Here is a 14,513-nt window from a genome sequence, read left to right as displayed (position 1 = left end):
CTCGCGCACCTCGGGGGAAAACTTGTTCGTCGTCTTGCTCGTCATGGCTCCATCCTCTCAGGAGTTGGAGCCTCCGGCAAACCCGGGGCGGTTCAATTCGTCCTGTCTTAAGTTTGGACTTGAACGCGTTTAGCTTAGCTATCTTCGATGGATCTGAGTCGGTTTTCCCCGCTGTAATATTGGCAGGATCGGCTGGAAGAAAGGCTAGAATAGGCAGTCCCTTTGAACGTGCATAGTCACATTCATTTTCGGTAAAGCTGAATCCATTCGAAGCCTCGGACCCATATCGTCCGCCGACGATCACGACATAGTAATCCGAGCGGTCGATTACGCGTTGAATGTATTGCAACTGCTGCTGATCGGTAGCTGGAAACAACTCCATCCCGGCCGCTATGTGTCCCGCCTTCGCGAGCGCGTTTGTCACTTGCTGCCGTTCATCCTTGAGATCATCAAAAGTCGAGCTAACGAACACCTGGTGAACTTTGTCCAAAGCTCCCTCCCGCGATGACATCATGTGGCCGAGGCGCAACTTCACCCGCAATGCGTTCGGAATTTGAATACTGCTCTTGGTCATCAACAAGGGGGCACCTCATGGATATCGAACAGATCTTCCCCGCTGCGGTCCTGAATGCCCGAGGCAAGCCCGACGCTTCCGCGCTGGTGGACATGGCGCTTTGCTATCTGCACCAGTTCGACCGGACGCGAGCCGAGGACATTGCGGCTCGGTACGTCGCCTGGAAAGACGGCCAGCCGTTCCCGCGCGACGCTATCGCGACTGGCGGCGTGGTGGCTTTCTCGACGCGCGCGTAACCGCCTTTCCGTAGATATGCCGTACAACGATCCAAGCTATTTATCGACCATCCGCGGTCGCTGGGAGGCGCGCAACAGCATAGGCTTGCCGCTTAACCTCTTCTGGCGCGACCGGCTCGGTGAAAAATTGGACTTCGCGCGGAGACAATGATTCTTCACCTCGCGCTCCCAATCGGAGAAATTCTGTCCCTTTACATCGCGGCCTTCCGCGAAGGCATCGGAGTTTGATTTCCATATGATAGAGATCGATGTATCCGCGCGCGGCAATCGGATCCGAAGGGATCTTCGATAAGTCCATCACGGGACTTCTCTCAACTACTGAGACGGGCAGGAACAGAGGCCGCGAACCGTGCGAACGGCAACCGGAGACCACTATCATCTAGTGCCGCATATTAGACGTCTGTTGGATGGCAGGAAAGGGTAGTTGAGCTAAGTCATTGAAATGACTGGCGCTCCCTAGCGGAATCGAACCGCTCTCTCCACCGTGAAAGGGTGGCGTCCTGACCGATAGACGAAGGGAGCGAAGCCGCCGGAAGTCCCCGCGATCGAACGATCGCGGTCAGGCGGAAACGCACGGTCTTACCCGAAACGGCCGCTTCAGCAGCCTCCGAACCGGGGCCGCAGCGAAGCAGCGGCGAACGTATAGTGGCGTTTTTCCGGGTGGGCAAGCGCCGTGCGCGGCGATCCGCCGATACCCCGACTTTTCGCTAAAGCTTGCAACGATTTTTCAACAGCCGCGGACCTAGAGCAGGACGGACGGTTCTGGACGATCGGAACCAAGTGCTCTCACTTCCTGATTCGCCGCTGCCTTGGTGGCGTCGCCCGGATCAGGTCTAGGACGTTGCCATGGCGAAGGACAAGACCAAGCGCGAGCCGCGCAAATCGGTGCGCCAGAACGGCTGGATCACGCTCGACGGCGGTTTTGCCGCGCGGCCGTGCGAGGTGCTGGATCTGTCGAGTTCCGGCGCCAAGCTGGTGCTGGCCGAGGCGGAATCGCTGGGCGCACGGCTGCGGCTCGGATTCTCGCGCGATGCGCGCCAGGGCCGGTCCTGCGAGGTGGTCTGGCGCCGCGGCACGACGCTGGGCGTGAAATTCGTCTCGTAAGCGAGCCGCCGGCCGCGACGTCAAGCCGCCAAAGGACAACGGGCTCCGCCGATCGCAGAGCCCGTCACGATGTGGTCGGCCGTGGCGGAGCCGTCAGCTAAAAAAACAGCCACAGCAGAATGATGATCGGGATCGGAATGCCGATCAGCCAGAGCAATAGTCCTCGTGCCATTGATATCCTCCGTTGGTTGTTCGACCAACGCGAGGCTGTGCGTGTCGTTCCGCCGTCTCGTTGCCCCGCTCGCGCGAGTTGGTGATCGGCGGCTCGAGCTTCGGAGGCTACCAATGGCCGGTGTTCGGCATCGAGGCCCACGGCTCCTGCGGCGGCAGCGCGTCACCCTTCTGCAGCAGTTCGACCGAATGCAGATCCGGTGAGCGGACGAACGCCATCTGGCCGTCCCGCGGCGGGCGGTTGATGGTGATGCCGAGCTTCATCAGCCGCTCGCAGGTCGCGTAGATGTCGTCGACCTCGAAGGCGAGATGGCCGAAGAAGCGATCCTCGCCATAGGTCTCTTCGTCCCAATTATAGGTCAGCTCGATGGTCGGAGCGGGGCGTCCCTTCGATTGCCGCACCAGTTCAACGTCTTCCGGTGCGCACAGGAACAGCAGCGTGAACTTGCCTTTGTCGTTGTCGATGCGGCGGACCTCCTCGAGGCCGAGCGCTCCGCTGAAGAACTGCAGAGCGGTATCGAGGTTGCGGACGCGCAGCATGGTGTGCAGGTAGCGCATGAGATGATTGTCTCCAGGGGAAAGGCGGGCGGACTTTGCGACGAAATCGCCGGGATGGAAAGCGGCGGGGAACGAGCCGCCGTGTCGCCGTCCTCGCGCTCGCAGGCGACAAGCTTCGGCGGCGAGACAGCGGTCCGGAGCCGTGGGGCTCCGGACCTTGTCGCTCGGGGAGGTGTGACGAATGAGGGGCCCGGATGCCGTCGCGGCTGTGGCATCCGCGTGCATCGGGAGAGCCGCCGACGAGCAAGCCGCCGACGGAGAAAGAGCCCCGCCTTGGAGGTCGCGCGGGGCTCTTTCAGAGGAGGTCATCCGTTGAGACGGCTTCAACTATCCGACCTGAACGGCCCTCTTGCAATTCAAAAAAATGTGGCTTCGAATCTAAGCACGGAACCCGCCACTTCTCGGCGACGGCGGCATTGATGGCGGTGCCGCGCCGTCGACGTTCGGCTCGACGTGCGTCGTCGCGGCGAGAGGACAGCTCTTGAAATGACCCAACCATGATCGCTCGCAGCCTCACCAGCGGAGTCGAACAGCTCGGTGACATGATCGCGCAGGCCTCCTCGATCGTGCCGTTCACCGGGGCCGGTATTTCGACCGAATCCGGCATCCCCGATTTTCGATCGCCCGGCGGATTGTGGAGCCGCAATCAGCCGATCCCGTTCGACGAGTTCGTCGCCCGGCAGGACGCCCGCGACGAGGCCTGGCGCCGGCGCTTCGCGATGGAGCACACCTTCGCCAAAGCCAAGCCTGGCCGCGGCCATCGGGCGCTGGCGTCGCTGTACCGCGTCGGCAAGGTGCCGGCGGTGATCACGCAGAACATCGACAATCTGCATCAAATGTCCGGCTTCGCCGAACCCGATGTGGTCGAACTGCACGGCAACACCACCTATGCGCGCTGCATCGGCTGCGGCAAACGCCACGAACTGGATTGGGTGCGGGAGTGGTTTCACCGCACCGGTCACGCGCCGCATTGCACCGCCTGCGATGAGCCGGTGAAGACCGCCACAGTCTCGTTCGGCCAGTCGATGCCGCCGCAGGCGATGCGCCGCGCCACCGAGCTGGCGCAGCATTGCGATCTGTTCATCGCGATCGGCTCTTCGCTGGTCGTCTGGCCGGCGGCTGGCTTTCCGATGCTGGCCAAAGAGTGCGGCGCCAAGCTCGTCATCATCAACAACGAGCCGACCGAGCAGGACGAAATCGCCGACCTGGTGATCCGCCACGACATCGGAGAAACGCTGGGACCGTTCGTCGGCAACTGAAACCTCGTAAGATTCGCAGGCTTTCAAGGCTGTTTATAGTTGTCGCGTAACGTTTTTTTTGTCTTTGCCATCAGGGCCACGATGTTATCTTCGAATCAACAGATTCGCGGCGGCGCAATCCTGAGTAGTTCGAGGCAACGCTCAGCGAATCGTCGTCGCCGCAGAAGCGGCGAATTCGTTGATGACGTGCGGGGTCCGGGGTCATGGGGTCGGACGGATTTGAGTCCAAAAGGCCGGGCGGTTCGCCGACGGTCGGCGTTGCGAAGCCGAGGGCGGGAGAGTTTCCCGCCGGCGATTATTCGTCCCGGGACTTCGGATCTGGTGCGCACCGCGACCTTGTGTCTGGTTCGCACCGCGACCTTGTCGATGCCCGCGAGCTGAGCCCGCGCGACGCCTTCGCAGGGCTCGGCGAGACCGCGAACCTGGTCGAGATCAGCGGCGTCATCAAATGGTTCGATGCCTCGAAGGGCTACGGTTTCGTGGTGCCCGACAACGGCTGGCCCGACGTGCTGCTGCACGTCACGGTGCTGCGCCGCGACGGCTATCAGACCGCCTATGAGGGCGCCCGCATCGTCGTCGAATGCGTGCAGCGCGCCAAGGGTTACCAGGCGTTCCGCATCGTTTCGATGGACGAGTCGACCGCGATCCATCCGGCGCAGATGCTGCCGGCGCGCACCCATGTCAGCGTGACACCGACCAGCGGCCTCGAGCGCGCCCAGGTGAAGTGGTTTAATCGGCTGCGCGGGTTCGGCTTCCTGACCTGCGGCGAGGGCACGCCGGACATCTTCGTGCACATGGAAACGCTGCGCCGCTACGGCATGACCGAGCTGCGGCCGGGCCAGTATGTGCTGGTGCGGTTCGGGCCGGGCTCGAAGGGCATGATGGCCGCCGAGATCCAGCCGGAGAACGGCGTACCGGCCCTGTCCTCGCATTGAGGCTCTCTCGAGCTTCGCCTACCGAAGCTCGAACCTCGATCTCGAGGAGCGGTTCTTGAAGCCTCCGGTCTTGAGTCCTCGGGTCTCGAGGCTCGGGTCTTGAGGTCTTAAGTCTCGAGCCTCGCACGCACGCAGGCGCTGGTCGCCGCGACTGCGCCACCCTTGATCGCCATGTTGTGAATCGTCCCGGCCACGCCAGCATGCTGTTTGCGCGGCGGGCCGGCGGTCGGCATGATCCGGCCGGGGTGGGGCGAGGCAGGAACAGGTTTTTCGGTCTGATGCAGGTCTTTGGGACGTTGAAGGTTCGCCGGCTGCAGTGGTTCGGCGTGGTGGCGCTGGCGGTGATGCTGTGCGGCGTGGCGGCGCAGCGCGGATTGGCCGCCCAGATGCAGACTCTGGAAATCGTCGGCAAGACCGGCGTCCATGTGTTCAATGTCGAGGTGGCGACCACGGAGAAGGAGCGGGAAGTCGGTCTGATGTACCGTAAGAGCCTGCCGGACGGGCAGGGCATGCTGTTCGATTTCCGGCCCGAGCAGCAGGTGGCGATGTGGATGAAGAACACCTACATCCCGCTCGACATGATCTTCATCCGCGGCGACGGCACCATCCTGCGGATCGCCGAGAACACCGAACCGATGTCGACCCGGATCATCGCTTCCGGTGGTCCGGTGAGCGGGGTGCTGGAGGTGGCGGGCGGCACCGCCAAGAAGCTCGGGATTGCCGCCGGCGATCGGGTGGCGCACCCGCTGTTCAAGTCGCGCTGAGGGCGGCTTGCTGGGCTGGCTTGCTGGGCTGGCTTGAACCGTGTATCGACGGGCGGCAGCCGATGGAACGGGGTATAGCGCAGCCTGGTAGCGCGGCAGTTTTGGGTACTGCAGGTCGTTGGTTCGAATCCAGCTGCCCCGACCACCCGCCTTCTTTCATCCTGCGTTGGCTTCGGCACGGCTGCTTCGGGCGCGCGGAGCCGCGTCACAATTGAATTAGAGGCCGCTGGGGAGTTCGGACGATGAAGATCGCGCTGGCGATCGTGTCGCTGTTCCCGAGCGGAGGCCTGCAGCGGGACTGCATGGGCATCGCCCGGCGGCTGATGGGGCGCGGCCACGAGGTCACCATTCTGGCGTCGCGGCGGCAGGGCGAGCTTCCGACCGATCTGACCATCGAGCTGCTGCCGGTCAGCGCCTGGAGTAACCACGGCCGCGACCGGGCGTTCGCCGCGGCGGTGGCGCGGCGCAAGGCCGAGTTCGACCGCCTGGCCGGCTTCGGCAAGCTGACCGATCTCGACGTGCTGTACTGCGCCGACGGCTGCGACAAGGCGCGGCCCACGCGGTGGTCTGATCGCTTCACTGCACGACGGCGCATCAAGCTCAGCCTGGAGGCGGCGAGCTTCGCACCCGGTCGACCGACCCGGTGTCTGTTGCTGAGCCAGAACCAGCTCGACGACTTCGCGCGCGCCTGGGGCACCGAGCCGGAGCGGCTGGCGCTGATGCCGCCGACGATCGATCGCACCCGCCGGCACCCGGAATTTCGAGCCGATGGCACCCGCGAGCGGATCCGCCGCGAACTCGGCATCGCTGCCGATGCCGTCGTATGGCTGGCGGTGGCGGCGCATCCATCCACCAAGGGGCTCGACCGGGCAATCGCGGCGCTGCCGGCGTTTCCGGACGCCAGGCTGGTCGTCGCTGGCGTGGCCGAAGGCGCCAAGCAGGGCCGGCTGATCCGGCGGCTCGGCGGTGATGCCAAGGTGTCGGAACGGATCGGACTGCTGGGGATGCGGCGCGACATCCCGGAGCTGATGGCTGGCGCCGATCTCCTGGTTCATCCCGCCCGGGTCGACACCACCGGCACGGCGATTCTGGAAGCGGTGGTCAACGGACTGCCGGTGATCGCCACGGCGGTGTGCGGCTATTCGGTGCATGTCGCCGCGGCCCAGGCCGGCGTGGTGATGCCGGAACCGTTCGGGCCTGGCAATCTGATCGAGGCGCTACGCCAGGCGTCCGCGCCGGCACGCCGGGCGCAATGGAGCCACAATGGCGCCGACTACGGCGCCAGCCACGATCTCTATTCGGGGCTGGATCGCGCGGCCGACATCATCGCCGGGGCCACCGCAGGCACGCCGGAGCCCTGACTGGCGGGCCGCGCCGGTCCGCTGTCTACGCCCGAGGCCGCCACCGTCGTCGCCGAAGCGGCCATGCCGGCCGGCTGCGGCGCCGGTTTCGCTGCCGGCTTCGCGGGCTTGTCCTGCTTCTTCGACCAGGAGATGTAGTAGGCCACCACCGTCATCAGCGCGATGCCGGCGGCGCTGACCAGGATCTGCGCCAGCAGCGAGCCGGAGCTCATCATCAGTTCGAAATGCGCCACGAACGACAGGAACACGCCGACGCAGAACACCGCGAGCGACTGCTGGCCGCATTTGATCAAGGGATCGAACACCCGCCACTCCAATCCCTTCCAGTCCTTCGGCACGAACCGGATCACCAGCACCACGATCACCGCGAAATGCAGGAAGCGGTAGGGCGCGAGGTTGGTCTTGTCGTTGGGATTGAACGCATCGTACAGCCAGCGCGGGAACAGATCGCCGAAGTCCTGGAAGCGGCCGGCCATCGTCATCACCAGCGCGAACACCAGATACGCCAGGCAGAACCACAACATGCCGCGCGAGTCGATGATCGAGCGCGACCGCACCGTGCCGCCGAGCGCGCACCAGGCGCCGAACACGAACAACAGCTGCCAGCAGAACGGATTGAAGTACCAGGTGCCTTCCGGAAACGCCTGCAGATTCCATTCGAAATAGCGGGCGGCGAAATACAGCACCAGCGAGCCGATCATCACCGCATCGGGCTTGCGCAGCATCAGCCACAGCACCGGCGGGAACAGCCCCATCAGCACGATGTACAGCGGCAGCACGTCGAGATTGACCGGCTTGAACTTCAGCAGCAATCCCTGCCGCAGCGTTTCGATCGGGTTGGCGATCAGACCGGCGACGTTGAATTCGTTGATGATCTCCGGATCGCTGAAGCGCTGCGCGACGTAACCGATCGCCACGATGTAGATCACGAACAGCACGATATGCGCGACGTAGAGCTGCCACACCCGCTTGGTCAGCCTTGTGCCGCCGACGATGAAGCCGCGCTCGAGCATCATCTTGGCGTAGACGAAGGAGGCGGTGTAGCCGGAGATGAACACGAACAGGTCGGCGGCATCGCTGAACCCGTAGTTCCGCGTGGTGATCCAGTTCACCACGTTGTTCGGGATGTGATCCAGGTAGATCGCCCAGTTGGCGACGCCGCGGAACAGGTCGAGCCGGAGATCGCGCCCCTTGCTGGGCAGAATGGCCTGAATTTCCATAGAATGGACCGTCCGTATCGTTGCCAAATCGTCGCCCGGGCTGTGATTGTCACGATGCCGGGGACGGAATATAGGAATTCAGGAAACTGAACCGCCGAGCGACGGAATCACGAGTGGCCGGGACCGACCGTACACCTCTACGCAAATCCGGCATGGTCCGTTACGCTCGGGAACGATACACCAGGACCGCCGCTTCCACCAAACCGGCACACCGCCATTCCTCGATAGGTTCGACCCTTCCATGACCGCACGGATCTTCAAGCCCGCCAAGAACGCGATGCAATCCGGGACCGCCAAGACCCGGGAATGGCAGCTCGATTACGAGCCCGAGAAGCCGCGCATGATCGAGCCGCTGATGGGCTGGACCTCGTCCTCCGACATGCAGCAGCAGATCAGCCTGCATTTCCACACCCGCGACGAGGCGATCGCCTATTGTGAGCGGGAAGGCATTCCGTATCAGGTGATCGAGCCGAAGGAGCCGGCGCGCCGCCGCGCGGCCTATGCCGACAATTTCGCCTTCCGCCGTCCCGAGCCCTGGACGCATTGATCCGACCATTGCCCGCGGCTTCTCGCGGACGCCGCGGCGAGCCGCACGACCGCTCGGCGCAAGCCTGAGGCTGCGGCGAACGGCTATGCGCGTCCTGCACTGCGCTGGGTCAGGTTAGGGTTGCGCCTGGCGCCCCGGCGATGACACGATGTCTTCAACGCTTCGGTTCCGAAGCGAGTCAGAACCTGCCGGAAACGCCATGTCGCTGCACTCCAAGATCGATCCCGGTTCGGCCGATTTCGCGCGCAATGCCGATGCGATGCGGACGCTGGTCGCCGAACTGAACGACAAGCTGGCGGCGGTCGCCGCCGGCGGCGGCGATGCGGCCCGCGCCAAGCACACCGCGCGTGGCAAGCTGCTGCCGCGCGACCGTGTCGACCTGCTGCTCGATCCCGGCACCGCGTTTCTCGAACTGTCGCCGCTCGCCGCCAACGGCCTGTATGGCGGCGACGTGCATTCGGCATCGATCGTCACCGGCATCGGTCGCGTGATGGGCCGCGAATGCATGATCGTCGCCAACGATGCGACGGTGAAGGGCGGCACCTATTATCCGCTGACGGTGAAGAAGCATCTGCGCGCGCAGGACATCGCGCGGCAGAACAACCTGCCGTGCATCTACATGGTGGATTCCGGCGGCGCCTTCCTGCCGCAGCAGGACGAGGTGTTTCCGGACGAGCGGCACTTCGGCCGGATCTTCTTCAACCAGGCCAACATGTCGGCTGCCGGCATTCCGCAGATCGCGGTGGTGATGGGGTCGTGCACCGCCGGCGGCGCCTATGTGCCGGCGATGTCGGACGAGAGCATCATCGTCCGCAATCAGGGCACGATCTTTCTCGGCGGCCCGCCGCTGGTGAAGGCGGCGACCGGCGAAGTGGTGTCGGCCGAAGAACTCGGCGGCGCCGACGTGCATTCGCGGCAGTCCGGCGTCACCGATCACTACGCGCAGAACGACGCCCACGCGATCGGCATCGCGCGAAAAATCGTCGGCACGTTGAAGCCGCCGCAGCGGCCGGCGCTGAACATGCGGCAGCCGCGCGAGCCGCTGTATCCGGCCGAGCAGCTCTACGGCATCGTACCGGCGGAAGCGCGCAAGCCGTTCGACGTGCGCGACATCATCGCCCGGATCGTCGACGGCTCCGAGTTCGACGAATTCAAGAAGCTGTACGGCCAGACCCTGGTGTGCGGCTTCGCGCATATCTGGGGCTTTCCGGTCGGCATCATCGCCAACAACGGCATCCTGTTCAGCGAAAGCTCGCTGAAGGGGGCGCATTTCATCGAGCTGTGCTGCCAACGCGGCATTCCGCTGGTGTTCCTGCAGAACATCACCGGCTTCATGGTCGGCAAGAAATACGAAGCCGGCGGCATCGCCCGCGACGGCGCCAAGCTGGTGACCGCGGTCGCGACCGCCAACGTGCCGAAATTCACCGTGGTGATCGGTGGCTCCTACGGCGCCGGCAATTACGGGATGTGCGGACGGGCGTATTCGCCGCGGTTTTTGTGGATGTGGCCGAACGCGCGGATCTCGGTGATGGGCGGCGAGCAGGCCGCGATGGTGCTGAGCCAGCTCCGCCGCGACAATATCGAGGCCAAGGGCGGCAGCTGGAGTGCGGAGGAGGAGGAGGACTTCCGCTCGCCGATCCGTGCGCAATACGAAACCCAGGGCAGCCCGTACTACGCGACCGCACGGCTGTGGGACGACGGCGTGATCGATCCCGCCGATACGCGGCTGGTGCTCGGTCTCGGCCTGTCGGCGTCCAGTAACGCGCCGATCGAACCGACCAGGTTCGGCCTGTTCCGGATGTGATGATCAGGATCTGATGATGACCAGCACCGCCCTGTATCGTCGCTTCCGCACGCTGCTGATCGCCAACCGCGGCGAGATCGCCTGCCGCGTCATCCGCACCGCGCGCGCGATGGGCTTGCGCACTGTCGCGGTGTATTCCGAAGCCGACGCCGGCGCCCAGCACGTCGCCGAGGCCGACGAGGCGATGCTGCTTGGCCCGGCGCGGGCGCGCGACAGTTACTTGAACATCGAGCGGATCATCGCGGCCGCCAGACAGAGCGGTGCCGAGGCGGTGCATCCCGGTTACGGATTCCTGTCGGAAAGCGCCGAATTCGCGCAGGCCTGCGCCGACGCCGGACTGGTGTTCGTCGGGCCGACGCCGGAGATGATCACCGCGATGGGCTCGAAGTCGGGCTCCAAGGCGCTGATGGAGAAGGCCGGTGTGCCGCTGGTGCCGGGCTATCACGGGGCTGCGCAGGACGACGCCACGCTCGCCGCGGCCGCCGACAAGATCGGCTTCCCGGTGCTGGTGAAAGCCTCGGCCGGCGGCGGCGGACGCGGCATGCGGGTGGTGCGCAAGGCCGACGAACTTGCCGCCGCGATCGTCAGTGCCAAGCGCGAGGCCAAGGCGGCATTCGGCGACGATACGCTGCTGATCGAGCGCTACGTCGACAATCCGCGCCACATCGAAGTGCAAATCGTCGGCGACAGCCACGGCAATCTGGTGTCGCTGTTCGAGCGCGAATGCACGCTGCAGCGTCGCCACCAGAAGGTGATCGAGGAGGCGCCATCGCCGACGCTCGATGCTGCGCAGCGCGAGACGGTGTGTGCCGCGGCGCGGCGCGCGGCAGGCGCGGTGAACTATGTCGGCGCGGGCACCATCGAGTTCGTCTCGGACGGCAAAGACGTGTTCTTCATCGAGATGAACACCCGCCTGCAGGTCGAGCATCCGGTGACCGAGCTGATCAGCGGCGTCGATTTGGTCGAATGGCAGCTTCGCGTCGCGTTCGGCGAGGCGCTGCCGCTCAAGCAGGATCAGCTCCGGCTCAATGGCCACGCCATCGAGGCTCGGGTTTACGCCGAGAACCCGGCGAAGAATTTCATGCCGTCGGTCGGCCAGATCACGACCTGGCGGACGCCGGCGGAGACGGACGGTCTGCGGATCGACGCCGGCTATCGCGCTGGCGACAGCGTGTCGCCGTATTACGACGCGATGCTCGCCAAGGTGATCGCCTGGGCGCCGACCCGTCAGGCTGCGATCGACCGGCTCGACCGTGGTCTCAACGACACCGACGTCCGCGGCGTCGTCACCAACATTCCGTTCCTGTCGGCGCTGGTGACGCATTCCGAGGTGCGGGCCAACGCCATCGACACCGGCTTCATCGAGCGCAATCTCGCAGCGCTCACCGCCGCGCCGAGCGCGCCCGGCGATCTCGAACTCGCCGCCGCGGTCGCGGCGATCCTGCGCGGCGAGGACGAAGCCGCCAAGGCCGAGGGCCCGTCGCCGTGGCGGACGTCCGGCTGGATGCCGGTCGGCCGGCGCAAGCGCGCCTTTTTGTTCCGGCGCGGGCAGGGGCCCGACCACACCGATCACAAGGTTGAGCTGACCTATGGCGGGGGAGCGTCGTCGCTGACGATCGACGGCCGCGAGCTTGCGTTCGCTTGGGTGGCCAATGGCGACGGCATCGACGTGTCGCTCGGCGATGCCCGCGCGCGCATCCATGCCGTGGTCGACGGCCACGAGCTTTATGTGCGCACCCGCAACGGTCGGTTCGAGCTGCATCTGGTCGATCCGTTCGGCGGCGAGAGCGAGGAGGCGGTCGGCGAGGACAAGATCGTGGCGCCGCTGCCCGGCACCGTGGTGGCGCTGCTCGCGGAAGCCGGCGCCAAGCTCGACAAGGGCGCGCCTATCCTCACGCTCGAAGTGATGAAGATGGAGCAGACCCTGCGCGCGCCGTTCGCCGGCACGCTGAAGGCGATCAAATGCAAGGTCGGCGACATCGTCCAGGAAGGCGCCGAGCTCGCCGAGATCGAGCCGGACGCGGAGTCATAATTCCCCGTCATGGCCGGGCTCGTCCCGGCCATCCACGTCTTCGGGCGTTGATCCGCTGAAAGGCGTGGATGCCCGGCACAAGGCCGGGCATGACGGAGTATACTACTTGGAGGGCGCATGACCGACACCATCCGCATCGTCGAAGTCGGCCCGCGCGACGGGCTGCAGAACGAGAAGACGCCGGTCAGCGTCGCCGACCGCGTCGCCTTCGTCGAGGCGCTGGTCGCGGCCGGCCTCACCACTGTCGAGGTCGGCGCCTTCGTGTCGCCGAAGGCGGTGCCGCAGATGCAGGGCTCCGACGAGGTGCTGCGCGCGGCATTGAAGCTGCCCGGCGAATTCCACGTGCTGGTGCCGAACGAGAAGGGCTACGAGGCTGCGCGCGCCGCCGGCGCGCAGGTCGTCGCGGTGTTCGCCTCGGCGTCGGAGGGCTTTTCGCGCGCCAATATCAATTGCTCGGTCGCGGAATCGATCGAGCGCTTCAAGCCGGTGATCGCCCGCGCCCAGGCCGACAGTGTCAAAGTGCGCGGCTACGTGTCCTGCGTGCTCGGCTGTCCGTTCGACGGCGAGGTGCCGGTGCAGGCGGTGGTCGATGCCGCGACGACGCTGTGGGATCTCGGCTGCTACGAGATCTCGCTCGGCGATACCATCGGGGTCGGCACGCCGAGGAAGGTGCGCGAGCTGCTGCGCGCCTGCGCCGAGGCGATCCCGATGGCCTCGCTGGCGATGCACTTCCACGACACCTACGGTCAGGCGCTCGCCAATCTCTATGCCGGCCTGGAGGAGGGCGCCCGCGTCATCGACAGCGCCGCTGGCGGCCTCGGCGGCTGTCCCTATGCGCCGGGCGCCACCGGCAACGTCGCCACCGAGGACGTGGTGTACATGCTGGAAGGCATCGGCGTGTCGACCGGCATCGACATGGACAAGCTCGTCGCCGCGACCAACAGCGTCGCCGCACTGCTCGGCCGTCCGCCGGTGAGCCGCGTGGTCAATGCGCTGAACGCGAAGAAGAAGCGCGGCAGTTAGGCAATTCGCGTTCGGACCTGGCGCAGATACACCGTCATCTCGTGAGCCAGAATGGCAATCCAGGCCGCCAAATCAATTAGGCTATCCCTTGATTGAGAGCAAAGCGTAGCAATCCAGAGGCGCCGAGCATGGGACTTCTGGATTGCTTGGTCGCTTCGCTTCTCGCAATGATAAACTCGACAGCCTGATCTTGTTGCTCTCAGTTCGAGTCGATCACGGCCGCCCGAGGCCAAGCAGCGGGTCGAAAGCCGGCGTACCTGCTTCGATCAGCCGGCCTTTGGAACCGGGGTGTTGAGGAGCTGCTGTTCCCACAGGAAGGCGATGCCGCTGCCGCCGGCGTGCTCGACGATCACCTCCGTGAGCTTGGCGGCCTGTTCGAGCCGAGCCCAATCGCGCTGCCATTCGGCGGCGATCGCCATCCAGGTCATCATGTTGACGCCGGCCGCGATCATGCGCTGGATCGCCACGTGGTGGGCCTCGACCGACGTGCCGCCGGACGCATCGGTGATGACCGTGACGTCCCAGCCTTCGCCGGCCGCCTGGATCGCCGGCATCGCGACGCAGACTTCGGTCCACAGCCCGGCGATCACCAATTGCTTGCGGCCGGTTGCCTTGACGGCGTCGACCACCTTGCGGTCCTCCCAGGTGTTGATCAAGGTCCGGTCGATCACCTCCTGGCCGGGGAACACGTCGGTGATCTGCGGGAACAGCAGGCCGCCGCGCTTGGCGATCACCGTGGTCAGGATTGTGGGAACGCCGAACGCTTTGGCGACCTTCGCCAGACCGGCCGTGTTGTTGATCACCATCTGCGGTTCGTGACTGTTCACGTTGGCGAGCTGATAGGGCTGGTGATCGATCAGCACGAGCACCGAATCCTCGGGGCGCAGAAGCGACGCAAGACCATTACGAAGGGGCATCATTCATC

The 14,513-nt window shown here is 65.1% G+C and carries 14 protein-coding genes and 2 tRNA genes; 11 read left to right on the top strand and 5 right to left on the bottom strand.

Annotated features, from left to right (window positions below):
- Positions 1 to 574 (bottom strand): DUF4062 domain-containing protein (locus DWA33_RS20365; RefSeq protein WP_244601353.1); only part of this gene is annotated, 574 nt, incomplete at its 3' end.
- Positions 575 to 591: 17 nt separating this feature from the next.
- Between DWA33_RS20365 and DWA33_RS20360 the strand changes: the two genes are divergently transcribed.
- Entirely contained in the window at positions 592 to 810 is a 219-nt protein-coding gene (locus DWA33_RS20360) for a hypothetical protein (protein WP_114360335.1), read from the top strand.
- A gap of 447 nt (positions 811 to 1,257) precedes the next feature.
- Here the strand turns inward: DWA33_RS20360 and DWA33_RS20355 are convergent.
- A tRNA-Glu gene (locus DWA33_RS20355) sits at positions 1,258 to 1,332 on the bottom strand.
- Between the two features lie 324 nt (positions 1,333 to 1,656).
- Between DWA33_RS20355 and DWA33_RS20350 the strand changes: the two genes are divergently transcribed.
- Positions 1,657 to 1,914 (top strand): PilZ domain-containing protein, encoded by a 258-nt coding sequence (locus tag DWA33_RS20350; protein ID WP_114360334.1) that lies wholly within the window; start codon positions 1,657 to 1,659, stop codon positions 1,912 to 1,914.
- Between the two features lie 279 nt (positions 1,915 to 2,193).
- Here the strand turns inward: DWA33_RS20350 and DWA33_RS20340 are convergent, their stop codons facing one another.
- Positions 2,194 to 2,643 (bottom strand): VOC family protein, encoded by a 450-nt coding sequence (locus DWA33_RS20340; protein ID WP_114360332.1) that lies wholly within the window; start codon positions 2,641 to 2,643, stop codon positions 2,194 to 2,196.
- 497 nt (positions 2,644 to 3,140) lie between these two features.
- Here DWA33_RS20340 and DWA33_RS20335 point away from each other — a divergent pair, with 497 nt between their 5' ends.
- The 5 genes from DWA33_RS20335 to DWA33_RS20315 all read left to right on the top strand — a co-directional run bounded on the left by DWA33_RS20335 (position 3,141) and on the right by DWA33_RS20315 (position 6,962).
- Positions 3,141 to 3,902, top strand: a complete 762-nt coding sequence (locus DWA33_RS20335) for an SIR2 family NAD-dependent protein deacylase (RefSeq protein WP_114360331.1) — start codon at positions 3,141 to 3,143, stop codon at positions 3,900 to 3,902.
- 203 nt (positions 3,903 to 4,105) lie between these two features.
- Positions 4,106 to 4,837, top strand: a complete 732-nt coding sequence (locus DWA33_RS20330; protein ID WP_114360330.1) for a cold-shock protein — start codon at positions 4,106 to 4,108, stop codon at positions 4,835 to 4,837.
- Positions 4,838 to 5,181: 344 nt separating this feature from the next.
- Entirely contained in the window at positions 5,182 to 5,601 is a 420-nt protein-coding gene (locus DWA33_RS20325; RefSeq protein WP_244601354.1) for a DUF192 domain-containing protein, read from the top strand.
- 68 nt (positions 5,602 to 5,669) lie between these two features.
- A tRNA-Pro gene (locus DWA33_RS20320) sits at positions 5,670 to 5,746 on the top strand.
- A 97-nt stretch (positions 5,747 to 5,843) separates the two neighbouring features.
- Entirely contained in the window at positions 5,844 to 6,962 is a 1,119-nt protein-coding gene (locus DWA33_RS20315) for a glycosyltransferase family 4 protein (RefSeq protein WP_114360329.1), read from the top strand.
- On the opposite strand, the gene DWA33_RS20310 is transcribed toward DWA33_RS20315, so the two are convergent.
- Entirely contained in the window at positions 6,896 to 8,182 is a 1,287-nt protein-coding gene (locus DWA33_RS20310) for an OpgC domain-containing protein (protein WP_114360328.1), read from the bottom strand. The two genes, DWA33_RS20315 and DWA33_RS20310, sit on opposite strands and share 67 nt — an antisense overlap.
- A 241-nt stretch (positions 8,183 to 8,423) precedes the next feature.
- Here DWA33_RS20310 and DWA33_RS20305 point away from each other — a divergent pair, with 241 nt between their 5' ends.
- The 4 genes from DWA33_RS20305 to DWA33_RS20290 all read left to right on the top strand — a co-directional run bounded on the left by DWA33_RS20305 (position 8,424) and on the right by DWA33_RS20290 (position 13,588).
- Positions 8,424 to 8,729 carry an ETC complex I subunit gene (locus DWA33_RS20305; RefSeq protein WP_047308721.1) on the top strand — a complete coding sequence of 102 codons (306 nt, stop codon included), beginning with the start codon at positions 8,424 to 8,426 and terminating at the stop codon, positions 8,727 to 8,729.
- Positions 8,730 to 8,928: 199 nt separating this feature from the next.
- Entirely contained in the window at positions 8,929 to 10,533 is a 1,605-nt protein-coding gene (locus DWA33_RS20300) for a carboxyl transferase domain-containing protein (RefSeq protein ID WP_114360327.1), read from the top strand.
- 16 nt (positions 10,534 to 10,549) lie between these two features.
- The gene (locus DWA33_RS20295) at positions 10,550 to 12,565 is read left to right on the top strand and encodes an acetyl/propionyl/methylcrotonyl-CoA carboxylase subunit alpha (protein WP_114360338.1); all 2,016 of its coding nucleotides are present in this window, start codon (positions 10,550 to 10,552) and stop codon (positions 12,563 to 12,565) included.
- A 117-nt stretch (positions 12,566 to 12,682) separates the two neighbouring features.
- Positions 12,683 to 13,588 (top strand): hydroxymethylglutaryl-CoA lyase, encoded by a 906-nt coding sequence (locus DWA33_RS20290; RefSeq protein ID WP_114360326.1) that lies wholly within the window; start codon positions 12,683 to 12,685, stop codon positions 13,586 to 13,588.
- A 266-nt stretch (positions 13,589 to 13,854) separates the two neighbouring features.
- Here DWA33_RS20290 and DWA33_RS20285 read toward each other — a convergent pair whose 3' ends face one another.
- Positions 13,855 to 14,505 carry a hydrolase gene (locus DWA33_RS20285; RefSeq protein ID WP_167443248.1) on the bottom strand — a complete coding sequence of 217 codons (651 nt, stop codon included), beginning with the start codon at positions 14,503 to 14,505 and terminating at the stop codon, positions 13,855 to 13,857.
- Positions 14,506 to 14,513: the final 8 nt, after the last annotated feature.

The organism is Rhodopseudomonas pentothenatexigens (assembly GCF_900218015.1).
GTDB classification, from domain to species: domain Bacteria; phylum Pseudomonadota; class Alphaproteobacteria; order Rhizobiales; family Xanthobacteraceae; genus Rhodopseudomonas; species Rhodopseudomonas pentothenatexigens.
The sequence above is the reverse complement of the archived record's forward strand: the minus strand, read 5'-3'. Positions and strand labels throughout refer to the sequence as shown.